This is a genomic window from Paenibacillus sp. PK4536, from assembly GCF_028594455.2.
In the GTDB taxonomy this organism is placed as follows: Bacteria; Bacillota; Bacilli; order Paenibacillales; family Paenibacillaceae; genus Saccharibacillus; species Saccharibacillus nuruki.
On the sequence record NZ_CP126313.1, the window covers coordinates 2,730,844 to 2,753,770 of the forward strand.

Here is a 22,927-nt window from a genome sequence, read left to right on the forward strand (position 1 = left end):
GAAATTTGGGGAGGAAAGTACAAATGGCGGTAGAAAACGTATTGAAGCTTGCACAAGAAAACAACATTGAGTGGTTTGATTTTCGTTTCGTGGATTTGTCTGGTCGTGCTCACCATATCTCATTGCCAGCTAGTGAAGTGGATGAGGATACTTTTGTAAATGGTGTTGCGTTTGATGGTTCTTCAATTCCTGGGTTCCGCGGTATTGAGGAGTCTGATATGGTTATGATGCCAGATCCGGAGTCCGTATTTATCGACGCTTTTACTGCTCATCCAACGTTGAACATTATGTGCAATATCTTCACCCCGGACGGCGAGCGTTATGAACGCGATCCGCGTGGTATTGCAGAGAAAGCTGAAGAATATCTGCAAACAAGCGGTGTAGGAACAGCAGCATTTTTTGCTCCTGAATCCGAGTTCTTTATCTTTGACGATGTACGCTACCAAAGCGATGTGAATGTATCCTCTTACTCCGTTGATTCTAACGAAGCATTCTGGAACACGAACCGCAAAGAAGATGGCGGTAACCTTGGTTTCAAAATCCGTAAAAAAGGCGGATATGTTCCAGTAGCTCCTGTCGATTCTCAACAAGATATTCGTAGCGAAATGTGTCGTTTGCTTGAAGAAGCAGGACTTCGCATTGAACGTCATCACCATGAAGTAGCTACGGCTGGACAAGCAGAGATTAACTTCCGTTTTGACACATTGAAATTAACAGCTGATAACTTAATGAAATACAAATATATCGTGCATAACACAGCACAACAATATGGCAAAACAGCAACGTTTATGCCTAAACCTTTGTTCGGTGATAACGGTAGCGGTATGCACGTTCACCAATCTATTTTCAATGGTGATACTCCTTTGTTCTACGAAAAAGGTGCTTACGCAAACTTGAGTGAAATGGCATTGCATTATTTGGGCGGTATCTTGTACCATGCTCCAGCATTGATCGCATTGACTAACCCAAGTACTAACTCTTTCAAACGTCTTGTACCTGGTTATGAAGCACCGGTTAACTTGGTATTCTCGAAAGGTAACCGTTCGGCAGCAGTTCGTATTCCTATTGCATCTGTAACACCTAAAGGTTGTCGTATCGAATTCCGTACACCAGATTCTACAGCTAACCCTTACCTTGCGTTCTCTGCAATGTTAATGGCTGGTCTTGATGGTATCAAGAAAAAAATGGATCCTCGTGAATTAGGATATGGTCCTTTTGACAAAAATATTTATGAATTGCCAGAAGAAGAAAAAGAAGGTATCCGTAGTGTTCCAGCATCATTGGAAGAGGCTTTGGATGAGTTGGAAAAAGACTTTGACTTCTTGCTTGAAGGCGATGTATTTACAAAAGACTTTATCCAAAACTATATTTCATTCAAACGTGCAGAAGCGAAAGACGTTGCAATTCGTGTACATCCACACGAGTTCAGCTTGTACTACGATTGCTAATTGTTACTTATTTCTAAAGGTAGATCGTAGAGATAATGTAATCAAAATCCTCCGGAACATCTTTTCCGGAGGATTTTTATATGAGTTCAAAAATAAAACGATTACATTCCTGTTTGTTCACAGAATTGGGTTCAACTCACAATTTCAAGTGACAAAAGACACTTGATCACCCCTAGAATAGCTGATATCATAGCGATAATCATTTAGCACAAACCTAACATACCAGCGCTTGGCACCATAAGCGCGACCCGTAAAATGAGAAAATGATTTTTGCAAAGCAAAATATCTGACAACCAGCGCTTGGCACCATAAGCGCGACCCGTAAAATGGAAAAGTGATTTTTGCAAAGCAAAATATCTTACCATCAGCGCTTGGCACCATAAGCGCAAAATGAAAGTGGAATGTTGAAATTGAAAGGGTGGAGAACAACATGACAAAAAGAGCGTACAATTTTAATGCTGGACCGGCTGCATTGCCTTTAGAAGTATTAGAGCGTGCACAAAAAGAATTTGTGGATTATCAAAATACAGGAATGTCTATTATGGAGATGTCACATCGTGGCGCAGTATATGAAAAGGTACATAGCGAAGCTCAGGATCGTCTGTTGTCCTTACTAGGCAACCCGGAAGGTTATAAGGTATTATTTTTACAAGGAGGCGCTAGCACTCAATTTGCTATGATTCCGATGAATCTATTAGCTGAAGGCCAAACAGCAAGTTTTGTAGCTACAGGCAGTTGGGCAAGCAAAGCATTAAGCGAAGCGAAGTTGGTCGGTGATACAACCGTTGTGGCTTCTTCAGAAGCAGATAAGTATATGAAGCTTCCTGATCTATCTCAATTGGATCTGCCAGCAAATACCGCTTATGTGCATGTGACTTCGAATGAGACGATTGAAGGCGTACAATTTACAGAGTTCCCGGATACAGGAGATATTCCTTTAGTAGTAGATATGTCGAGTGATATTCTAAGTCGTCCATTGGATATGAGCAAATTCGATATGATCTATGCAGGCGCACAGAAGAATCTAGGGCCATCAGGAGTAACCGTAATTATTGCGAAAGAAGAATTAATTACAGAATCTCCTAAGCATATTCCATCGATATTCCGTTACAGCACGCATACCAAAAATAATTCACTATACAATACACCGCCTGCTTTTTCGATATATATGGTAAATGAAGTCTTAAAATGGATTGAAGAAAAAGGCGGACTTGAAGGTATTCAGCGCGAAAATGAAGCAAAAGCAACACTAATCTATGATGCGATTGATAACAGTAATGGTTTTTACAAAGGGGCGGCTGAACTTGAAAGTCGTTCGATCATGAACGTTACATTCCGTCTAGCATCAGAAGAATTGGAAAAAGCATTTGTTAAAGCTTCGGAAGAAGCAGGATTTATTGGTTTGAAAGGTCACCGTAGCGTAGGTGGTCTACGTGCTTCGATCTATAATGCTGTTCCTTATGAAAGCTGTAATGCTCTGGTCGAATTTATGAAGGAATTTCAGAGTAAAAATGGCTGAATGTACTAAGGAATGACAGCCTTCCCCTCTGGGAAGGCTTTTTTAAAAAAAATTTCCAATTATTTTTGTCAAAAGCTGTCGCATTTTACCGAAATCGGTTATAATCAAAAAGAACTATATAAAAGGTGGAAATAAACCTATGGCACTACACATTGTACTCGTTGAACCTGAAATCCCGGCAAACACCGGCAATATTGCTAGAACATGCGCAGCTACAGGAACGCATCTGCATCTTGTACGTCCTTTAGGCTTCAAAACGGACGATTCTACACTGAAAAGAGCAGGTCTCGATTACTGGCATGCAGTCAATGTTGAATATCATGATTCTTTCGAAGAGGTTCAAAAGACCTACTCGGATCACCGTTTCTTCTATGCAACAACTAAAGTGAAAAATAGATACACTGATTTTCAATTTCAAGACGGTGACTTTTTTGTATTTGGTAAAGAAACAAAGGGATTACCACCTGAATTAATTGCAGCTAATGCAGATACAGCTATGCGTCTGCCGATGTCAGACGATGTACGTTCGTTGAATCTTTCGAATTCAGCAGCCATCGTTGTATATGAAGCACTACGTCAGCTTAACTTTTTGCATTTGGATTAATAGCATTTCATAACTCTGTATCAAAATTTTGGTAAGAATTAATAAAAGTTAGCAGGATTAAAGAAGTAAGTGGAGAAATAAATGAAAGTAATAAAGTATAGTGAATATATAGCTGATATTCCAAATTTTATAATCACTTATTGTCTTCACTACTTTAATCCACAAAGTATAAATATTAGCGAGGTGTATATTAGTATGAAACCAGCAGGCGTTGTACGTAAAGTCGATCAACTTGGAAGAATCGTATTACCGAAGTCGTTGCGTAAAAGATACCAAATGAACGAAGGAGATCCTGTAGAGATTTTGGTACAGGGCGACCATATTATTTTGGAAAGATATCGCCCGAAATGTGTTTTCTGTGGATCTATGGAAGAAGTAGGCGAATTCAAAGAACGTTATGTATGTGCTCAATGTATGGAAGAAATGAATTTAATTCCTAAAAATGCTTAATTTAATTAATAAAAGACATTTTAGATAAAAGAAACTCGTTTGTAGTCTCTTTATAAAATGGGCAATCAGAAAGAACCTTCCAGCACTGTATAGTGCATAATGGAAGGTTCTTTTTTGTCGTTCTTTATAGTATCTGTGGATAAATTAACTTGTTAGCACATTATTTGAAGAATAAAAAGTGTGTAGGTACAGGACGCAGATTCCCATCTGAAGGATGATTGATCACCCGACCATTCAAAATCAGTGAAGTCGATCCGCCACCATCCAGATTATACGCATCGACAACACCCATTTTGTATAATTTATTTTGCAGTTCAACCAGTGTAGCGCCTGAACTTCCATTTTCATTATAACCATCTGCAACGATTACAATGATCTGATCGTCTTTATATTTACCAATAACTGTGCGGGGTGCACGTAAAGGCGAAGCTTTCCATTTGGCAGGAATCGGTACCTTTTTGCCATTTTGAATCAATACCGGAACAAAAGAAGCACCAAACGAAGGATCTAAAGCATCCAGATTCGCTTTGCTTGTAAATTTACCGCCAATCAGTTGCCCTGTCTTATTCATACCGACAAAAAATAAGTCTTTGAATGTCGATTGAAAGCCATTGATATATTTGCCATTCAGTACCGTTGTACTTAAAGGATAACGTTTGCCACCACCGTCTGCAAAACCGCCAGCATTGATCCCGGCAATAGCTCCTGAACGCTGAACTGCTGTTAAGGTCGTTTCTGCGCCACCCCATGAATCTTTACCGAGGGTCATATTCATCGCAGAAGGCTCTTTCAGCTTAATTTTCATAGCATAGGCTTTGTATGTGCCCGGATTTAGACGATACAGCTCAATATTGATGCGCTGACTGTTCACTTTCTCAGAAGCTGCACCTAATTTGGAAGTGATTCGCTTATTGTAAATTTGTTCAGGCTTACTGGCTTGTGAAGAAGCAGTCTGCACAATATGAGACATCGTTGATGTGGTCTGATTGTATAGCTTGGTCGTGCGTTCAATAGACGATGAAGTCTGGACAGCTACTTTTTCAGCTTGTTTCAGGTGAGTTAGAATTTGTTGAGATTGATCGCTAAGATGATTGATTGGCGCATACTTTTCGATATCCAAAGGAACAGCTACCTGATTGGATTGAAGCAACATAATGACTAATAACCCGGCAAAAGGCGCTGTCGCTAACATCAATAACCGATTGATTTTTTTGGCACGTATACTCATTTCAATAAATCCATTTTCTTTTGTAAAGTATTGAGTTGCTTCTGTACTTCATTCAATTGAGTGTACAATTTGTTGCTGTTATCGGTTTTGCTGCTCGCATTATCTTTTGTAAAAGTAAGCAGTTCGTTAAACGAATCCACTTTACTTTGCAAAGCGGTCATTTCTTTAGACATTTCATTCAATCGACTTTCATAGTCACTTTGCAATAATGAAATCTGTCGCTCTGTATCAGCTTTGATCGATGTGATCATCTGTTGCTTCATATGATTGCTATATAAGTAGGCGATCGTTGCACCCAGCGCTATAATCAATATCCAAAATACCAGAAACCATTTGGCAGAGGACCCTTTGTTGTTCTGATGTCGCATCGTTGTACGGGAAGAAGACTCTGCTTTAGAATGCATATTTATTCACCTCTATAAAGCTTTTTATTTTTGACCAAAATCCATTTTAACATGTCCAATATAGCTAGTCTATCTTCCTAAAACTAATTTTAAATTTTACGTATCTAATTCTTCTATTATCCAATTCTCGCATGAGACAACATCCACAAATATCCAAAAAACGTTAAAAATCTAACGAAAGATGCCGATATCAAGATATAAGTTAATAATCAGTAACTAATAATGTTTTATAAAGGGGGAAGTATCAAAATGGAGGACATTTGGAAGGTTATCATCATTGATAATCATCCGGCGCTGATGCTTGGAACAAAAATGATACTAGAAGAGACAGCCCATTTGAGTGTTATCGGAACTGCAAGTTCTGTAAAAGATGGCGTCGATTTGGTAGCTAGTGTTCAACCTAACCTTGTTTTACTAGATGATGCATTACCTGAAGGATCGGTTCAATTATATTTGCGCCAAGTAAAACAAGCGAGTCGAGATAGCCATGTGATCGTGTTGACCAGCGATAATAATTTATCCTTATTTGCAGGATTAATGAGTATGGGTGCTAGTGGCATGTTATCTAAAGAATCTTCGCCTGCACAATTGTTGCATTTAATCAGTAGTCTACGTCAAGGATCAACCGTTATTCCTCTGTCATGGCTTCATCAAGGAGTAGTTCCTATTCCTGCTGAAATTCCTACCGATGGTTATTTTGATCTTTCCAAAATCGAACACACGATTATGATCCAAATTACACAAGGGTTTACATACGATAAGATCGCTTATATGATCCGTGTGAGCCGACGTTCTGTTGATAACTATTTACGCAAAATATATAACAAACTTGGTGTGAACAGCCGCGCTCAAGCGATTGAAAAATACACGTTATATTCGCATACTGCTTCGTTCAATATAGCAACGATGAACAACATGATCACACCGCCTGAAAGTATTGTTCCAGTAAAAGAGGTTGCTCTCGATTAAAGTTCAGGTGTATGATCTTGAAAAAGCATCGTACAGGAGGCTGGAGCGGTGGAATTTTCTTTTGCAGCAAGTGTGAGTAATATGCCTTCATTTTCAGTCAGGTCGATTGATAATAGACAGCGCCGAGAATCATGGATTTCGCTCGCTGAAGAATTACCAGCAGAAGAACTTTTTCCATTGGCACAATTAGGAGAGGCGGCAGGGGCTGTTTTTTCAGCAGGTCCGCTTGTTCTTCAGTATGGAGAAGCAGCTGGTTCATTAGCTTTGCGTAATTGGCTCAATACCCGCTGGCAAATCGATCAGAAATTAAATGTAGATCCTGAAGATATTTTGTTAACATCAGGTAGTCAGCAGACGATAGATTTGTTAGTGCGTATTTATGTGGATCGGGAAGATACAGTATTGGTTGAATCTCCGGCTTCACCAGGTTGTCTGCAAGTGCTTCGTCTACAAGGGGCAAATGTGATTCATGTGGATTGTGATGAAGAAGGTATGATTCCAGAAGATCTAGAACGATTGATTGTAGAACATGGTCCTAAGCTATTGTGCGCTTCGCCAAGCTTCGCTAATCCTACGGGAAGAGTATGGAGCTTAGAGCGTAGACGAGCCATCCTAGAGCTTTGTAAGCGATATACATTGTTGATCGCAGAAGACGATTCATACGGAGACTTACGTTATGGATTGGAATCGGTTCGTTCTTTCCGCCGTCGTTATCCAAGCTTGTTTCAATTGGATCGGGAGCAAGGAGGCAATCATGTTCTTTATATCGGATCATTTAGTAAAACGATCGCACCTGCTTTACGGGTAGGTTGGGCAGCAGGAGATCCACGATTGATCGAAGTGATGTCAGCTGCCAAGCAAACCGCCGATTGGCAATCCAGCTCAATGAATCAGGCGATTTTGTTACGTCTGTTACAATCGCCACGTTTCAATTGGGATAATCATATTACGATGTTGAATCGTGAGTATGAGATTCGACTCAAATTAATGCTTGAATTGCTCAAACGTCCTAACTGGCATGGAACCCAAGTAGATGTGCCTTCAGGCGGAATGTTTTTGTGGGCAGCATTGCCAGATCAGTTAGATGGCGAAGAACTGTTAACAAGAGCGATGACCAAAGGCGTTTCATTTTTACCAGGTGCCCGTTGTTATGCTAGTGATGAAGGTAAAAGTGCGATTCGTCTTAATTTTACCCATCCCGGACGAGATGAGTTATTACTTGGCATGAATCTGATCTCTGAATGCATTGCTGAAATGAGAACTCAAAGTCACTTCTGATTCTCGACAACATGCGCATATTGTTCCAAAGCAAGCTTACCGGCTGGAGTTAATTGATAACTACCACGAGCAACCCGCTCAAACCATCCATAATGATTGCGCTGCATTATCGTTGCTGTAATACCGACACCGCTTCGCTCACGCAATATCCGTGGTGATAGATAAAGGTCGGTACCAAAAGCAGAAGCGATTCGCAGCGCTTTTTCACGATAAGCGGTTATCAGAGGTGTGCCTGTACTTCCACCTAGATTGTAATCTCCGCTTCGTTCAGCAATTTCTTGTAACAACCTTTGTTTGCGACTTCCACGGCGAGCAGGACGAACAGGCTTAGAAGATATCGCTGGACTACATAATATCTCGACAAAGGGAGCTTTTGTTTTGTACAAAGTCACGACAATTAACCCTAAGCCCAATCGGTGGCACAATTCAGTGATTTCACTCCAACGCTGATTGTGCGCTCCTTTTTTGGCACGATTTTTTTCAACAGCCAGATAGACATTGGAGCTAAGCTTCAGTCGTTCGATCCCTTGTAGAAGTAAAGCGATATTGAATGTTTTTTTGATCTCAATAATCAGGGGTTCTTGATCTTGTTCTCGTATACCTACCAGATCGCAATGCCTTACTTCGCTTTTGATATCATATCCTTGAGCTGTAAAGAACTGTTTGATTGGAAGATAAAGTTCGGTTTCTCGTTGTACAGCCACGATGTTCTCTCCTTTTAAATACGTACATCTTTTATCCATAAAATAGCACGATGTTGAGTCTTATGTTCGACAGTATAGCATAGGATGATCACAAGATAGAAGCGCTACAAAAACAATACAAAAGATGAAATAGGTTATAAAAATAGTTAGTGATTGCGTACTCTATTTTGAATGAAATTTTATGTTAGGTATTAGCTATCTTTTACAATAAAAGGTAAGATACGAATAAAATCATAGAGATTGATAATCAATCAAAAAGGAGGTATTACACATGATCCAAGTATCCAAGCAGCGTCAACAACAACTTCAATATATTGGCTTAACAGAAGCTGATTTGCAATTACTGCATCATCATTATGATTTATTTGTCAAAGTCGTTGATGAGGTTGTTGATCACTTTTATAATCATATTGAGCAATATCCAGCCTTGCATGAGATTATTAAGCAAGCAGGTTCTACGATTGATCGACTGAAGCAGACACAACGAGATTACTGGATTTCACTAGCGGCAGGCACGGTAGATGAAGAATTTATCGAGCAAAGACTTAAGATTGGTCGTATTCACTCACGAATCGGACTAAATTCGGATTATTATCTAGGTACGTATATGACGTATACCGATATTGCAACGGTTGTATTAGAACGTGAAATTCCTGATCAATGGATCAAAGTACTACATGCGTTGACTAAGATGTTTAATCTGGATTCCCAATTGGTGCTAGAAGCATATGGTGAACGAGAGCAACACCGTATTCAAAATATGGTCAATCAAAAAGAACATATGCTGACGGCTGTCACAGAAGCCGTTAATCGGATCAGTGAGATGATTGTCAAATTAAATGATAATGCACGTGTGATCTCAGAATCAGCAGATCAAATGGCACATTCACAAGAAAGTTCATTGCAACAGATGGACGAGCTAGGGTATGAAGTCAAAGAGATTAGTAAAGTAGGAACAGTGATGCGTGAAATATCGGAGCAGACACATCTGTTAGGTCTGAATGCTTCAATAGAAGCGGCTCATGCTGGTGAATATGGTAGAGGATTCAGTATTGTAGCGCAAGAAGTACGCAAGCTAGCCGGATCATCACAGAATGCGTTACAAGATATCAGTCTGACGCTAAAAGTGATTATGAGTAAGCTGGATCAAGTACAATCTGAATTTGGCAAAAATGTAGAGTGGTCACGTCATCAAGCAGGGCGCTCACAAGAACTAGCGGCTTTTGCAGATATGATTCAACAAGTAGCTTCTGAATTAGAACAATTGCAACATACAGAGTCAGAAGATTCGGCAGTTACTGTAGGAACAGAGATGAATCCCAAGCTTTCCTAAAAAATTTCAAAATTAATTGCAATTAAAAACATAAGTTCTTTGACATTTGGATATAACGGTGTATAATAAGAAAAGTGCGATTAATTTTATGAACGAAGGTGATACTCATGAAAAAAGAAGGACATCCTAAATTCCAACAAGCTATTTTTCTTGATCCAAGTTGCGGATATAAGTTCCTGAGTGGAACAACTAAAACTTCCGGCGAAACTATGGAATGGGAAGATGGCAACACTTATCAAGTGATTCGCGTTGATACTAGTTCTGCTTCTCACCCGTTTTACACTGGTAAACAAAGAAACGCAGACATCGGTGGCCGCGTAGACAAGTTCAACAAAAAATACGGCTTGAAAAACTAAGACGTACGTTGAACACCATTTCAAAACGTTTTCGAACTGTTTTGAACCGTCATAAAAAGCGTACCTGTTCGTATCCTAGGATATGAATATGGTACGCTTTTTTTGTTGCCTTTTTATACAAAAGGTAAAGAATGATATGGGATGATCATGTTCATGTATTGTCATTCCCATGATCATCGTTGTGACTCAAAATTATAGGGACTCAAAATTGTATTTTGTCTTCTGGAAGCAATGAATGAATACGATGGAACCCTTCTTGTTCTAATCGTAGCGCCAGTCCATCGGTACGTGATTTGGTCGCATGAACAAGTAGTGCAGGTGGACTTTTGAGATCCAGTAACATTCGCCGTACATCAGGAAGCCCTTGATGGACTTTGTAACGGACATAATAGACTTTACAACCTTCACGTTCTGTATCGAGCAACAGTCTACGTCCGAAGCAACCATGCGCCAGATGCCCTGTAAAAATCACGGCATTATGTTCATTGTTTGCTATACGTTCATAATGTTGTTGTGCTTTGACCGATTGCATCATACCATCATCGGTAAATAAAATAAATTGCTGATATTGTGCAGGCAAAGTGGTGCGAGATAGTTCATCATCCATGACATACAGCAATGGGTGCTGAAGCAAACGTTCAATCCGTGCACATGCTTGTGAATGAAGCCAGTACGTATCGGCTGTAAATGAACGCAAGTTATTAAGTAGCCCTGCTTCGACAAGCAGGGGCGTGTTCGGATATTCTTCACTTGCCCATAACATGAGTTCTTGTCCCCGACCATAGACCGGTACAGGAAGCATCACCGATCCCTGCTGCCGAAGAGTCTCATCGATATGTCGCTTCAACTGGGTTAACTTATTATCTTGATGATCAGGGTCAACACCATACGCAGCATCAATAATTGCCATATCCAGATCAGGGAGAATACCCGGAATCGTTTGCGTTTTTGAGATTAATCGTGTCTGGTGCAGTGGACGATCGGCGGCTAACAACTGGGATTCTGATGTATAATCTCCAGAAAAGAAAATATATTTATCATGCCAGCATAACGCTAACCAGATCGAACCGGGTAAATGTCCTGCTCGACCCCAGCACACACTCAGATGAGGCAACAAAGGGCTCCAGCTCCCCGGTGGGGCGATATCTTCCAAATAACGAAATTGGATACGCTGTTGATCTTCATCATCGTAAGGGCGTGTTGCTGAGCGATGATCGGTATACTTTTTCCAAGCTTCAAAATAAGCAGGTAATTGCCCTACCGTAGCTCTAGTTGTCCAGACATCGCCTGTGTAACCATGTTTATATAACAAAGGTAATGCAATACAATGATCCTCATGAGCATGCGATAAAAAGACAGTCTGTAGACTAGCGACCATTTCATCCATATCAGGTGTGATCGGATATTGTCCATCGCCTTCTTTTTTGACCCCATAATCAAGTAACAGACTCTGCTCCCCCTGTTGGAGTAGATAACTGGATCGACCATGTTCACCTGCACCGCCAAGTATAGTGAGTTCCATCATGATACTTGCTGCTTCCGATAAGCAGGTAACGTTTGTAAAATCAGCAGTAAGATTGTAGTAATCCCTACTGAAACGACAGCCATCGCCATTCCCATCGATACAGCTCCTTGTTCAAATTGAGCAAAAATATACGTTGCAGAAGTCTGCATGGATGGTGGCAAAATTAACAGGGAAGCCACCAATTCACGATTAGCAATCGTAAACGTCATTGTCCAACCTGCGATCATACCGGGAAGCAGTAGAGGCAGTAAAATACGACGGAATACATATAAAGGGTGCCCGCCAGAGATTGCACCGGCTTGTAATAAAATAGGATCAATCTGTCCATTGTTCGCTTTGACATACTGTAACGTATACGGCAAGAACAAAATAATATACGTTAAGACCACCATGCCATATGAATTATAAAGAGGAATAGGCATCCACGGTGAATTCCAGAATAAGATCAATCCTACAACAATCACGATTCCAGGAACAGTATTCGGCATTAGACTGAATAGGTCGATTCCTTTTTGTGACCATCGTTTGCCCTGTCCAACTTTGAGCGCTAGAAATGTACCGATTAATACAGCAATCGTTGCAGCTACAAGGGAAAGGGTAAAGCTATTGATGAGTGCTTCCATACTCTCAGAACCAAAGCTTAATAAGTCTTTATAATGCTCTAACGTAAAGTTACCGACAGCTAGCCCTGTTCCGCGCAAGCGCAATAATGAAGCCGTAATCACAGAAAAGTAAGGAATACCAATAGAGGTAATCAGTAATATACTGATATACAACCAGCAGACAATTCCACTCCAACCACGCAGAGAATACTTTTTACTACGTGATCCTTTACCTCCTGTTAAGCGGTAAGAGTAACGACTACTTAATATACTTTGGATATACCACATCAATAGACATGCTGTTAAAAGTAAAGAAGCAAGTGAAGTCGCTTTGCCAAAATCAATCGGCCAACTGGAAATATATTTATGAATCTCAGACGTCATAACATAAAATCCGATTTTGCGACCAAAGGTAGCCGGCGTACCAAATTCAGCAATCGTTTTGACAAAGATTAATAGAGCACCCATCGCATAGCTAGACAATAATAACGGTAAAATAATGCGACGGAAACGATAGCCAAAGGAAGCACCGTGAACAGAAGCGGCTTCTTCTGTACTTCCACCGATCTGTTCTAACGTATTGCGCAGAATTAGATAAAGAAAAGGAAATAGATGTAGGCTCATAATCATGACCATGCCACCAAAGCTGAAAAAAGCAGGTGTGATTTTGGCTGAAGCGGGAAGAATCTGCTCCATATAGCCGTTCTTTTGCATAAATAACATCCAACCCATAGAACCAATATAAGGGGGTGTCATAAAAGGGATCAGAAAAACAACATCTAACCAACGTTGTCTACCAATCGCTGTTTTCGCCATCATCCACGCTAAAGGTAGCGCCAGCACTGTCGTCGTGACAATCACACAACATCCCAGCCATAATGTACTGAACATCACCGAAGTAAGATCACTTTGACCGAGCAGACGCAAAGGAGCCATTAGATCTATCACACCATTTTGGTCAATAGCTGTTCGGAAAATCATGAGGAGCGGAAATACAATTAGTACGGCGAGCAGCAAAAATGCCGCAGCCGTACTGATTTTTTGATAAGTGAATAGAGTTCGATTAGTATTTGTTTTCATCATAGGATCACCACTTATTTATATAGGTTCGTAAATTTGGTTGTTGTTTCTTCGCTGTGTTCGCCCATCCAATCCCATTTCACAGGATATGTTGGAATTTCACTTAAGTTGGCACGATTGTCAGCAGTGATATCGGTTCTTCCTGGTAATAGATAAGCACTGGTTACCATTTGTTGTGCTTCATCTGACAATAGGTAGTCGATAAATTGCTTGGCTTGATCAGCATGTTGACTTGTTTTGATAATCGCCGCAGGACGTGGACTAATGACTGTACCTTCTTTTGGATATACGATATCGACAGGTTCACCATCAGCTTTGGCTTTGTATGCCATGTAATCGACACCAGCAGCTACAGCTGATTTGGCTCCAGTAATGACAGGATCAAGTGCTTCTTGATTCGCACCTGCAATAGCAACTCCATTTTGTTGGTATTGTTCAAATAATGACCAACCTTTATCACCTTCAGCACTTAAATAACCTGTAATAAAATCAAGCGCAGATCCAGACAACGAAGGATCAGGAATATTCACTTTGTCTTTCCATTCAGGCTTCGCAAGATCTGCCCATGATGTAGGTGGAGTCGTGACTTCTTTGGTATTGTAGACAATGCCGAGAGCAGAAGCGCTATAGCTCACATATTTACCTTCTGTATCTGACCATTCTTTGACTAATTTATCGTGATTAGCTGCTTCTGGATAAGCGAGTGTCATATCTTCTTTTGCTAATGCTTGCATAGATGGAAGAGAAGCGAGAACAACCACATCGACTACAGGGTTGGCTTTTTCAGCTTCCATACGAGAAAGGATTTTACCTGTTGTTCCCTGGAACATTTCAACTTTAATTCCTGTTTTGGCTTCAAAACCTGCTTGAATTTTTTTGGCTAATCCTTCAGGTCCTGCACTATAGACAACCAGTGTACCTGCATCTTTTGCTGTAGATGAACCCGCAGTTGATGCGCCTGTCGAAGTGCTACAACCTGCAAGTGTTGTTCCCAAGATCGCTGTTAAAGCAAGCAGACTTCCTTTTTGCCACAATTGATTCCATTTCATTATTTATTCCTCCTAGAGTGGTTAAATCCATATTTAAATAGCTGATTACACAGAGACAGCATTGATCGTATGAACATGTTGTGCGGAAATATAAATATGGACCTGTTCACCGACAGTCATTCGTTCATCTTGATAAGCCGTCCAGAGTCGTTCTTCACCCATATCCAATAGAATTTCATAGCGATCACCCATATAGCTGACCTGTCGTATCATTCCATTATGTATATGTTCATCAGGCGAATGATTGCTCTGCCAGCGGATATGCTCGGGACGAACCATCTGATGTCCATTATCAATCCAATTGGAATGTCCAATAAAGCGAGCTACAAATAGATGAGTCGGTTGTCGATAAATTTGTTCAGGTGTTCCACGTTGTAAAATCGATCCAGACTGCATCACAATAATCTCATCAGACATCGCCATAGCTTCAGTCTGATCATGGGTAACATAGAGGGCTGTTACACCTAACTGTTGTACCAAATTCATTAACTCTGTTCGCATTTCATCACGTAAAATGGCATCTAATGCACTTAGTGGTTCATCAAATAGAATTAGACGTGGCTGCATTACAATCGCTCTTGCAAAAGCGACCCGTTGTTGTTGTCCACCTGATAGTTGATGTGGATAACGTTGTTCCATTCCTTGCAGACGTACTTGTTCCAGTGCAGTCGTGACGCGTGCTTGAATATCTTTTTTCTGACCGGAAGCACGTAGACTGAAAGCGACATTTTCAAAAACAGTGAGATGCGGCCATAAGGCAAATTCTTGGAATACCATGCCGAATCCACGGCGGTGTGGAGGGACATTTTTACGTTGCTTGGAAGAGTACAGAATATCATTCTCGATTCGTAGCTCTCCTTGATCGGGCGTTTCAAGTCCAGCGATCATACGTAATAATGTGGTTTTGCCACAACCAGAAGGTCCGAGTAATGTTGTGAATTTGCCAGAAGCGATCACTAGATCAGTCGCTTGTAATGCTTGTACACCATCAAAAGACTTGCTGATCCCTTGAATCGTTAATGCTGTCATTTTGTATTCCACCTATCTTTGACGCTTGTTCATCGGCATGATTACTGTGTGCGAATACTGCCCTGAACTACTTTCTATATGTAGTATATCTGCTCAATTTGCACGGGGTATGTGGGGAATGTAAACGCAACATTAAGTTTATAGTGTGTTCCTTTTGACAATCATCGAATGTTTCTATGGTACGGTGGAAGAAAAGCAATGATGGGGGTTATACGATGAATTTGATCAAATTTCAAATAGTAGAATTATTAGACCGACATCACAAAATCACCGCTGTCGCAGATGAGTTAGGGCTCAAGCAACCGACAGTTACTTTTCATATGAAAAGCTTGGAAAAAGAAATGGGTGTTGCGTTGTTCGAATCCAGGGGTGGCAAAGTAATGCTCAAAGAACCGGGTAAAGCGCTACTTCATTATGCAGTTAAGATTAACGCATTAGCCGCAGAATCGAGAAGAGTGGTACAAGAATTTGGAGCATTGGAACGAGGAAATTTACGAATAGGAGCAAGTTATGTACCAGCGACCTATTTATTACCTTCTATTATAGATACGTTCAGTCGTGCTTATCCGGGAGTGAGTATTTCGATTGCTGTAAAGCCTTCGCCTGTGATTAGAGAAATGTTGATTAATCATGAGATTGATCTAGGTATTATGCTGACTGAACCATTCGAACATCCTTCATTAGTCAAAGGATTAGTCGATGAAGATGAAATGGTGGCTATTTTCGCGCCGGATCACAAGCTGGCAGACTATGAAGAGTTGCATATGGACACGCTACGTCAAAGCCGATTTGTTCTTCATGGTAGCGAATCAAGTACACGCCAATTGAGCAATCGCTGGATGAGTAGTGTAGGTGTGGTATCCGAGCAATATATGGAACTCGATTCACCGGAAGCGATTAAGAAGTCGGTCATGCTAGGAGAGTATGTTTCTTTTTTATCCAAAATGGCTGTCGAAGAAGAGGTACATCAAGGATTACTCCATATGCGACCATTACCGAATACGCCTTTTCATCGTTATATTTATTATGTCTATAACAGTCAACGTCATTATTCAGGGCTTATTCATCAGTTTGTGAAATATTTTAGTTAAGTGCAGATATCAGTAGTATCGAAAAAGTGATGAATAGCATATAGAAACTATAGATATCTTTTACGAAATGATCTATATCTGTTGATTCCGCTATCATTCTTCACTGTTACATTGGAGTAGTAGTCAAATGATATTCCACAGACAGGGGAGAATTTGCAAATGAATTTAGGATTGAAGCTCAGTAAAAAAGCTCCATTGGTATTGCTAAGCAGTGTGTTGTTCGCAGGATTGTATATTCCACAATCTACATCTGTTGTCGATGCCAAAGCCGCCAATCTCATACCAACGTATGAGGTTAAATTTATGCTGGATGATGATATTCTGAACAGCGACCTAACGATTCAGTCTGAAGTGAAAGATGCTTTTGATCTACCTGCAACAGCGCAGAAAATTGCGGTAGAGTATTTTGATACTAGTGATAAGCAGTTAGATAGTGAAGGTTGGAATGTACGTTTTCGCAAAAAAGCAGATAAAGATAATTTTGAAATGACGTATAAAAAGCGTTACAACATTGCTAATGGAAATATTGATGCGGCGTTAACTCTAGCGAATCAACAAGGATTCGATGCATCAGATACGAATTATGAAGCTGAAGTCGATTGGGGTTATGGTAAGCAGACGTTAAGTCTTTCTAATGATAAAAAGTCTAAAGCAACCACATCAGGAGCCACATTGCCAGCAGATAGCAAAGCATTGTCTCTACTTGTAGATAATCTTCCAGGTAAATTGAAAAAGTGGAAAGATGGATCAAGCTGGGGTGAAAAGCAGTTAAAAGTGTCTCGTGCTTATGGACCTGTAGTAGCTAGTAAATATGAAGGAACATGGAACGGAATCGATGTGGATGTTGAAATTTGGCCAATTCGCAATGCTTCAGGAACAGGTACAGAGCCAGTGATAGAGATTTCGTTCAAAACTGATGATTACAATACAGCAGCAGCAGATCGTCAACAATTGATGAACTATTTGAATCAAGAAGGTTGGTTAGTACCACAAGATTCACTCAAAACACAATTGGTATTAGATCGTTACTAAGAACATCTATTTAAAAATAGACAAAAAAAGAAGCACCCTGCGAGGTGCTTCTTTTGGTTGTTCTATTAGTATCCGCTGCGTTCCATATTGCCCATACCTGCAAAGAATGCTGCACCGAAAACAAGAAAGATAACAATGTAAATAACAATAACGATTGCTGCCCATAACAGTCCTGCTTTGGCATAGTTAGCTTTGGTAGGATGAGTACCGCCACCAAAAGCCCATACAAATAACATCACTAGATTGACAATTGGAATAGCTAACAATAAAAGTGTAAGCATCCATTCTTTCACACTGATAATAGAAGCAGGTGCATCCGGTTGTGCAGGCGGGTAACCATTGTTTTGCGAATTATAATCCAAATTTTTCTACCCCTCTCAATTATGTACTGAATATTGTGGAAACATGTAAAGCATCTATGATTATACAACTGTTACAGATATGTGACAATAGAGTAATGCAAAAGAAAATAGTTATATTTTCCATTTTTATCGACAAATCTATAAATGTATAGAAACATTCGATCATGACTAGACAGAAATTATATTTGTTGTATAGTATAGTTAATTGATCGGAATTAAATGTTTTAATCTATTGTTAGCTATTTATTTGTACAAAACTATTGCAAGTTACTAAAAGTATCTTTATAATGAGATATATTGAATGTTTGATACAAGAAAGTTTTCAAATCTTGTTTTCATGGTTAAACATGAGAGTAGCTAAATTATACTAACAAACCAAAATCGAATAGAGATCTTCGGGGTAGGGTGCAATTCCCGACCGGCGGTGAACATTTTTTACAAGTGAAAAAATGGTAGCCCGCGACTCATTTTTCGTTTTATAGAGGAATGACTGATCTGGTGAGAATCCAGAGCCGACGGTAAAGTCCGGATGGGAGAAGATCAACCGATAAGCATGCCAGTGTATTGTAAAATACAGTTGCAGGTTTATTTGATCAAGCCCCCGTTTATTGTACGTTGATAACGGGGGCTTTCCGTATGAGATCTCATATTCAAATTCTAATCACGTAGGGAGTTTGAATCATGGAAAATGCAAGTTATAACATCAAAACAGCATCATCAGCTAGACAGCGTCATATTAAAAGTGGATTTTGGCTTGTTTTTGTAGGCGCCGCTTTATGGGGCGTAGATCCACTGTTCCGAATTATTTTGCTGAAAACAATGACTTCAACTCAGTTGGTATTGTTGGAGCATTTGATTGTTTTTCTAGCGGCGGCTCCGGTATTATGGGTGAACCGTGCTGAATTAAAAGGATTAAAAATGCGCCATATTGGAGCGTTATTGTTCTTATCATGGGGTGGATCAGCAATTGCTACGATTCTATTTACGATGGGATTGGCTCATGGTAACCTCAATGCCGTCTTATTATTACAGAAATTACAACCAATCTTTGCGATCGTATTAGCCCGTATTATTTTGAAAGAAGTATTACCGCGTGGATTTGGCTGGTTATTTGCTTTAGCATTAGTCGGTACGTATATTTTAACTTTCGGATTCGCGATTCCGATTGGTCATATGAGTGAATTTGTACAGGTCGGTAGTTTATTTGCTCTAGGTGCAGCTGCATTATGGGGTGGATCTACAGTTATGGGACGCTTAATGGTGGGACAGATGAAATATGAGACCGTCACATCATTGCGCTTTATTATGGCACTACCATTATTGCTTGTATTAACGTGGCATGAAGGTGCAGCTTGGAGCCTATCTGCTGATTCTGGTGGTATCGCAGCGGTATCATTAAATTTGCTAGGTCAAGCCTTATTGCCGGGCTTGCTCAGTCTATTGATGTATTATAAAGGATTGTCGACTACCAAAGCTTCGGTAGCAACATTGGCAGAATTGAGCTTTCCATTAGTCGGTGTCATTATTAACTGGATCGTATTTGGACAATTATTAACATGGGCTCAATTGGTCGGATTCTTGTTAATCTGGGTAGCATTATTCTTTATTTCCAGACGTCAACAACCATCTGATGCCAAAACAGCAGTACCTTCTGCATCATAAGCTCTGTTGTATCAAAAAGAATATGTTCATCTATCTATAAATAGTAACTTTAATATCAAAAATCCTGTCTACCTAGCGAAATTCTGCTATAGTAGACAGGATTTTTTTAGTTTGTATAAGACAGAGATGTCATAAGATATCGAATATTCAGTAGCTTGTCATCTCAAGCCTGAAAGTATTCTATATTTATTGAATACGTACTAGATCGAAGAAGTCTAACTCTCCATAACCATTTCCTTTACTAAAACGAATTGTATGATTACCTGCTGTCAACGATAGACGTTGCGTTGATAATCCCCAATTTTCCCAACCTTTATTCGTAATAAAAAAGTCTGTTGCATTATTGCTATCGACAGAAAGGCGCAGAGTAGACCAATCCAGTCCATCGGTGCCATTGCCTGTACGTGCAGCTAGCATATAGGTTCCTGTTGTAGGAACATTCACAGAATATTGTACATAACTGCCTGTTGTATCAATATGACCTGCTTTGGACGATCCTGAACCATTCGGGCTTGAAGAAGCATAAGCTGCTCCGCCAAAAGTTCCTTGCTCGCCTTCATAACGGTTGCGATCTGGTTCACCTGATGGAATAGCTATCTGTACATTCGGATTCAGTGGTTGACCAAATTGAGGTGTATTATCTGTATTCCAGCTGAATTTCTGAGTGCGAATTTCTCGGTTCCAGCCTGAATTGTTGAATTTGGCAGCATGATATACAATCCAATCTTCTTTGCCATCAGGAGAAGTGGTAAATGAAGCATGACCCGGGCCATAGACTCCATTAGCAGAAGAGAATACAGGTTGAGCACGTTTGCTCCAAGCCGAAGGGCTTAATAAATTGCTGTTCGTCTGTGCTGTAATTAAGCCTAACGCATAATCATTCGTCCAACTTCCACTGGCAGAATAGATTAGATTAATGTTGTTGTTTTTGATCACCACTTGAGGGCCTTCATTGACGTTAGGTTGATGATTCGTTTCCCATGCATACGTAGGACGAGCAATTTCAACACGTGCAGAATCAATCGTCCACGGATTACTCATATGGGCAATATAAAGATTTTGTCTAACATTATCGGTTCCTTCCCAACCTGACCAGATAAAGTACAATTGTCCGTTAACTGATAGTGGAGTGCCATCGATCGCCCAGCGGTTCGTTGTATCGGTAATTTGACCTTTATCTACCCAAGTGCCTTGCATGGGATTACTGCTCGTATTCTGCATGACATACATACGATGATTAGCATTATCTCCATCGTCTTTGGCATAGTAAATATACCAAGCTCCATTAAGAAAATGAATTTCAGGCGCCCAGACATTTTGTCCACCTGTGATAATTTCACGTTTTTCAGCAGCATCAATCCCGGTTAATGTTGAAGATTTCCAGATCGTGACATTGTTCCCTGTCGTTTTTGTGAAATAATAGAATCCATCGGTATGCTTATACATCCACGGATCTGCACCATCTTGCATAATGACATTATAAAACTGTTTTTGTACAGATGCTGCTGAAGCCATACTGATACTGGTACTCATAAGCAAAGTGAATAGCAAAAATAAAAATCCTCCTTTGATCATCAATCGACGACTGTTCATTGATTCAACCCCTTTGCATATTCTTAAAATAGAGAACGCTTACAATAGGAACTGTAACGCAGAATAGAGTTGTGGAACAGGACGATATTTTGGATGGATAGACATTCTATTGGAGATATTCAAGAGAGGGTCTGAATGAAGAGTTTAACCGTTTACACTTTGAGATCAAACAGGTACATTAGGCATAATTCGTACGCTTGGTTTTACTTAAGGATGAAGCACATCTACAAAGCGAGGTTGAATTAGATGATGAAATGGATCAAACAATCTTTATTTTCGATGACAAAGCTTAGATTATATAGTGTGTTGCTAAGCCTTATGATATTGATGATTGGACTGATAAGTTATGGAGTTTATCGTGGAGGATTATCATCGTTATGGGGTGATGGACAGAGCACAATATCCTCTACGGATTCATCTGCTCCCGAGTCTATTTCAATATCATTTTGGACTCCTTTTAGTGGGGGCGATATTTCATTTATGAATGAATTGGTACAACGGTACAATCGAGAAAATACTGATCATATTGTAGTCACGATGAAAAATAATAAATCAGATGATTACTATACCAAATTATCGACGGCGATCGTGACCGAAGAAGCACCAGATGTAGCGATTGTACATGCATCTATGTTCGCTCAGTATATCCCCGCAGGATTTATACAAAATATAGATAAATTCGCTGCAAAAGCGCAAGTACATTTTACAGACTTTAATCCATCAATTCTTGCAAGAACGATGGTCAATGAACAACATTATGCAATTCCACTGGATACTCATTTTAGCATATTGTATTACAACAAAAAGTGGTTAGCCAAAGCAGGCTTATATCAAGATGGTAAAGTACAGATGCAACCCGGAGAACAAGGATTTGTAGACTTTTTGCAGAAATTACAACAGCATATCCCACAAGATGTTGCTCCTCTAGCTGTACCCAATGTACGTATTGATTCGTTGTGGTTATGGTGGTCATTGTACGCTCAGATCAATGGAGGAGGACAATTATATACTTCGGATGGCACACGTGCTTCTGTAAATATGCCTGCCGCTAAGAAATCGCTAGAATTAGTCACTTCACTGTATGATCAACAATTGATTCCGCCGAATATCAATGATGCTTCTAATGAATTTGCACAGGGGAAAGCAGCTTTACTTTTTCTAGGCGTATGGTCTATTGGTTCATTTGAAAAAGTACCTGATTTGGATTTTGGGGTCATGCCTTTTCCACAAATCTATGATCATGCTGGATCATGGGGTGATGCGCATACACTTGCTTTTCCAACCCATCATGAACAAGATCCTCAAAAAGTACTTGCGGCGATTAAATTTGCCAACTGGTTAGCCCGGCATGGAGCCATATGGGGAGAAGCAGGGCATGTACCTGCTGTTCAAGCCGAAGCTTTATCACCTGCATATTTGTCGCTTCCATTTCGTAAAGAGTATGTTGCAGAAGCCAATCATGTCGAATATTTCCCCAGTCATCCGAAGCAAATTATGATGAGTGATGCGCTGATTAATGAATTGGAGAAAATCTGGTACGGCAAGCAAAGTGTTGATCAAATGTTAAATCATTTAGAGCCGTTAATTAACCAGATTTTGAAGGAGTAAG

Annotated in this window: 21 protein-coding genes and 1 riboswitch; of the genes, 12 read left to right on the plus strand and 9 right to left on the minus strand. The window is 40.0% G+C overall.

Annotation, left to right across the window (positions count from 1 at the left end; translation table 11 throughout):
• Positions 1-23: 23 nt before the first annotated feature.
• The 4 genes from glnA (at position 24) to PO903_RS12265 (ending at position 4,021) form a co-directional block, all read left to right on the plus strand.
• On the plus strand, positions 24-1,448 hold the full coding sequence (gene glnA, locus PO903_RS12250; protein ID WP_273593550.1) for a type I glutamate--ammonia ligase: 1,425 nt from the start codon (positions 24-26) through the stop codon (positions 1,446-1,448).
• Between the two features lie 430 nt (positions 1,449-1,878).
• A complete protein-coding gene (serC, locus tag PO903_RS12255; RefSeq protein ID WP_137222265.1) occupies positions 1,879-2,967 on the plus strand; it encodes a 3-phosphoserine/phosphohydroxythreonine transaminase in 1,089 nt (362 codons plus the stop codon).
• A 139-nt stretch (positions 2,968-3,106) separates the two neighbouring features.
• A complete protein-coding gene (gene trmL, locus PO903_RS12260; RefSeq protein WP_069326910.1) occupies positions 3,107-3,571 on the plus strand; it encodes a tRNA (uridine(34)/cytosine(34)/5-carboxymethylaminomethyluridine(34)-2'-O)-methyltransferase TrmL in 465 nt (154 codons plus the stop codon).
• Between the two features lie 195 nt (positions 3,572-3,766).
• A complete protein-coding gene (locus PO903_RS12265; RefSeq protein WP_069326911.1) occupies positions 3,767-4,021 on the plus strand; it encodes an AbrB/MazE/SpoVT family DNA-binding domain-containing protein in 255 nt (84 codons plus the stop codon).
• Positions 4,022-4,181: 160 nt separating this feature from the next.
• Here the strand turns inward: PO903_RS12265 and PO903_RS12270 are convergent, their stop codons facing one another.
• Together PO903_RS12270 and PO903_RS12275 are read right to left on the minus strand one after the other, a co-directional pair.
• The gene (locus PO903_RS12270; RefSeq protein ID WP_137222267.1) at positions 4,182-5,249 is read right to left on the minus strand and encodes a phosphodiester glycosidase family protein; all 1,068 of its coding nucleotides are present in this window, start codon (positions 5,247-5,249) and stop codon (positions 4,182-4,184) included.
• The gene (locus PO903_RS12275; RefSeq protein WP_069326913.1) at positions 5,246-5,653 is read right to left on the minus strand and encodes a hypothetical protein; all 408 of its coding nucleotides are present in this window, start codon (positions 5,651-5,653) and stop codon (positions 5,246-5,248) included. Before PO903_RS12275 ends, PO903_RS12270 begins: the two co-directional genes overlap by 4 nt.
• Before the next feature lie 249 nt (positions 5,654-5,902).
• On the opposite strand from PO903_RS12275, the gene PO903_RS12280 reads away from it, so the two are divergent.
• Both PO903_RS12280 and PO903_RS12285 read left to right on the plus strand, forming a co-directional pair.
• A complete protein-coding gene (locus tag PO903_RS12280) occupies positions 5,903-6,622 on the plus strand; it encodes a response regulator transcription factor (RefSeq protein WP_137222269.1) in 720 nt (239 codons plus the stop codon).
• Positions 6,623-6,670: 48 nt separating this feature from the next.
• On the plus strand, positions 6,671-7,900 hold the full coding sequence (locus PO903_RS12285) for an aminotransferase-like domain-containing protein (protein WP_069326915.1): 1,230 nt from the start codon (positions 6,671-6,673) through the stop codon (positions 7,898-7,900).
• Here the strand turns inward: PO903_RS12285 and PO903_RS12290 are convergent.
• On the minus strand, positions 7,891-8,604 hold the full coding sequence (locus PO903_RS12290) for a DUF2161 domain-containing phosphodiesterase (protein WP_273593551.1): 714 nt from the start codon (positions 8,602-8,604) through the stop codon (positions 7,891-7,893). The genes PO903_RS12285 and PO903_RS12290 overlap by 10 nt on opposite strands.
• A 271-nt stretch (positions 8,605-8,875) precedes the next feature.
• Between PO903_RS12290 and PO903_RS12295 the strand changes: the two genes are divergently transcribed.
• On the plus strand, positions 8,876-9,937 hold the full coding sequence (locus PO903_RS12295) for a globin-coupled sensor protein (protein WP_273593552.1): 1,062 nt from the start codon (positions 8,876-8,878) through the stop codon (positions 9,935-9,937).
• A gap of 107 nt (positions 9,938-10,044) precedes the next feature.
• On the plus strand, positions 10,045-10,293 hold the full coding sequence (locus tag PO903_RS12300; RefSeq protein ID WP_069326918.1) for a type B 50S ribosomal protein L31: 249 nt from the start codon (positions 10,045-10,047) through the stop codon (positions 10,291-10,293).
• A gap of 202 nt (positions 10,294-10,495) precedes the next feature.
• On the opposite strand, the gene PO903_RS12305 is transcribed toward PO903_RS12300, so the two are convergent.
• The 4 genes from PO903_RS12305 to PO903_RS12320 are packed head-to-tail and all read right to left on the minus strand — an operon-like array spanning position 10,496 to position 15,578.
• Complete coding sequence (locus PO903_RS12305; protein WP_069326919.1) at positions 10,496-11,818, minus strand: MBL fold metallo-hydrolase; 1,323 nt, start codon at positions 11,816-11,818, stop codon at positions 10,496-10,498.
• Positions 11,815-13,500: an ABC transporter permease gene (locus PO903_RS12310; RefSeq protein WP_502921689.1), complete on the minus strand. Its 1,686-nt coding sequence runs from the start codon at positions 13,498-13,500 to the stop codon at positions 11,815-11,817. The genes PO903_RS12305 and PO903_RS12310 overlap by 4 nt, the downstream gene beginning before the upstream one ends.
• Positions 13,501-13,514: 14 nt before the next feature.
• Positions 13,515-14,549, minus strand: coding sequence for an ABC transporter substrate-binding protein (locus PO903_RS12315; protein ID WP_273593554.1), 1,035 nt, complete (start codon positions 14,547-14,549; stop codon positions 13,515-13,517).
• Between the two features lie 45 nt (positions 14,550-14,594).
• Positions 14,595-15,578, minus strand: a complete 984-nt coding sequence (locus tag PO903_RS12320; RefSeq protein ID WP_273593555.1) for an ABC transporter ATP-binding protein — start codon at positions 15,576-15,578, stop codon at positions 14,595-14,597.
• A gap of 215 nt (positions 15,579-15,793) precedes the next feature.
• On the opposite strand from PO903_RS12320, the gene PO903_RS12325 reads away from it, so the two are divergent.
• Positions 15,794-16,669 carry a LysR substrate-binding domain-containing protein gene (locus tag PO903_RS12325; RefSeq protein WP_069326922.1) on the plus strand — a complete coding sequence of 292 codons (876 nt, stop codon included), beginning with the start codon at positions 15,794-15,796 and terminating at the stop codon, positions 16,667-16,669.
• Positions 16,670-16,828: 159 nt separating this feature from the next.
• Positions 16,829-17,701, plus strand: coding sequence for a hypothetical protein (locus PO903_RS12330; protein WP_273593556.1), 873 nt, complete (start codon positions 16,829-16,831; stop codon positions 17,699-17,701).
• 65 nt (positions 17,702-17,766) lie between these two features.
• Here the strand turns inward: PO903_RS12330 and PO903_RS12335 are convergent, their stop codons facing one another.
• Complete coding sequence (locus tag PO903_RS12335) at positions 17,767-18,063, minus strand: hypothetical protein (protein WP_206665604.1); 297 nt, start codon at positions 18,061-18,063, stop codon at positions 17,767-17,769.
• 387 nt (positions 18,064-18,450) lie between these two features.
• A riboswitch (FMN riboswitch) is annotated at positions 18,451-18,608 on the plus strand.
• Positions 18,609-18,744: 136 nt separating this feature from the next.
• On the opposite strand from PO903_RS12335, the gene PO903_RS12340 reads away from it, so the two are divergent.
• Positions 18,745-19,725, plus strand: coding sequence for a DMT family transporter (locus PO903_RS12340; RefSeq protein WP_069326924.1), 981 nt, complete (start codon positions 18,745-18,747; stop codon positions 19,723-19,725).
• Between the two features lie 186 nt (positions 19,726-19,911).
• On the opposite strand, the gene PO903_RS12345 is transcribed toward PO903_RS12340, so the two are convergent.
• Positions 19,912-21,318, minus strand: coding sequence for a family 43 glycosylhydrolase (locus PO903_RS12345; protein ID WP_502921641.1), 1,407 nt, complete (start codon positions 21,316-21,318; stop codon positions 19,912-19,914).
• A gap of 249 nt (positions 21,319-21,567) precedes the next feature.
• Here PO903_RS12345 and PO903_RS12350 point away from each other — a divergent pair, with 249 nt between their 5' ends.
• Positions 21,568-22,926 carry an extracellular solute-binding protein gene (locus tag PO903_RS12350; RefSeq protein WP_273593557.1) on the plus strand — a complete coding sequence of 453 codons (1,359 nt, stop codon included), beginning with the start codon at positions 21,568-21,570 and terminating at the stop codon, positions 22,924-22,926.
• Position 22,927: the final 1 nt, after the last annotated feature.

Bases quoted from the DNA above. Each gene is read 5' to 3' on its own strand.
- PO903_RS12275 (WP_069326913.1), bottom strand. From the start codon at position 5,653: ATGCATTCTAAAGCAGAGTCTTCTTCCCGTACAACGATGCGACATCAG.
- PO903_RS12330 (WP_273593556.1), top strand. From the start codon at position 16,829: ATGAATTTAGGATTGAAGCTCAGTAAAAAAGCTCCATTGGTATTGCTA.
- glnA (WP_273593550.1), top strand. From the start codon at position 24: ATGGCGGTAGAAAACGTATTGAAGCTTGCACAAGAAAACAACATTGAG.
- PO903_RS12325 (WP_069326922.1), top strand. From the start codon at position 15,794: ATGAATTTGATCAAATTTCAAATAGTAGAATTATTAGACCGACATCAC.
- PO903_RS12280 (WP_137222269.1), top strand. From the start codon at position 5,903: ATGGAGGACATTTGGAAGGTTATCATCATTGATAATCATCCGGCGCTG.
- serC (WP_137222265.1), top strand. From the start codon at position 1,879: ATGACAAAAAGAGCGTACAATTTTAATGCTGGACCGGCTGCATTGCCT.
- PO903_RS12310 (WP_502921689.1), bottom strand. From the start codon at position 13,500: ATGAAAACAAATACTAATCGAACTCTATTCACTTATCAAAAAATCAGT.
- PO903_RS12320 (WP_273593555.1), bottom strand. From the start codon at position 15,578: ATGACAGCATTAACGATTCAAGGGATCAGCAAGTCTTTTGATGGTGTA.
- PO903_RS12345 (WP_502921641.1), bottom strand. From the start codon at position 21,318: ATGAACAGTCGTCGATTGATGATCAAAGGAGGATTTTTATTTTTGCTA.
- PO903_RS12270 (WP_137222267.1), bottom strand. From the start codon at position 5,249: ATGAGTATACGTGCCAAAAAAATCAATCGGTTATTGATGTTAGCGACA.
- PO903_RS12350 (WP_273593557.1), top strand. From the start codon at position 21,568: ATGAAATGGATCAAACAATCTTTATTTTCGATGACAAAGCTTAGATTA.
- PO903_RS12300 (WP_069326918.1), top strand. From the start codon at position 10,045: ATGAAAAAAGAAGGACATCCTAAATTCCAACAAGCTATTTTTCTTGAT.
- PO903_RS12265 (WP_069326911.1), top strand. From the start codon at position 3,767: ATGAAACCAGCAGGCGTTGTACGTAAAGTCGATCAACTTGGAAGAATC.
- trmL (WP_069326910.1), top strand. From the start codon at position 3,107: ATGGCACTACACATTGTACTCGTTGAACCTGAAATCCCGGCAAACACC.
- PO903_RS12295 (WP_273593552.1), top strand. From the start codon at position 8,876: ATGATCCAAGTATCCAAGCAGCGTCAACAACAACTTCAATATATTGGC.
- PO903_RS12305 (WP_069326919.1), bottom strand. From the start codon at position 11,818: ATGATGGAACTCACTATACTTGGCGGTGCAGGTGAACATGGTCGATCC.
- PO903_RS12340 (WP_069326924.1), top strand. From the start codon at position 18,745: ATGGAAAATGCAAGTTATAACATCAAAACAGCATCATCAGCTAGACAG.
- PO903_RS12315 (WP_273593554.1), bottom strand. From the start codon at position 14,549: ATGAAATGGAATCAATTGTGGCAAAAAGGAAGTCTGCTTGCTTTAACA.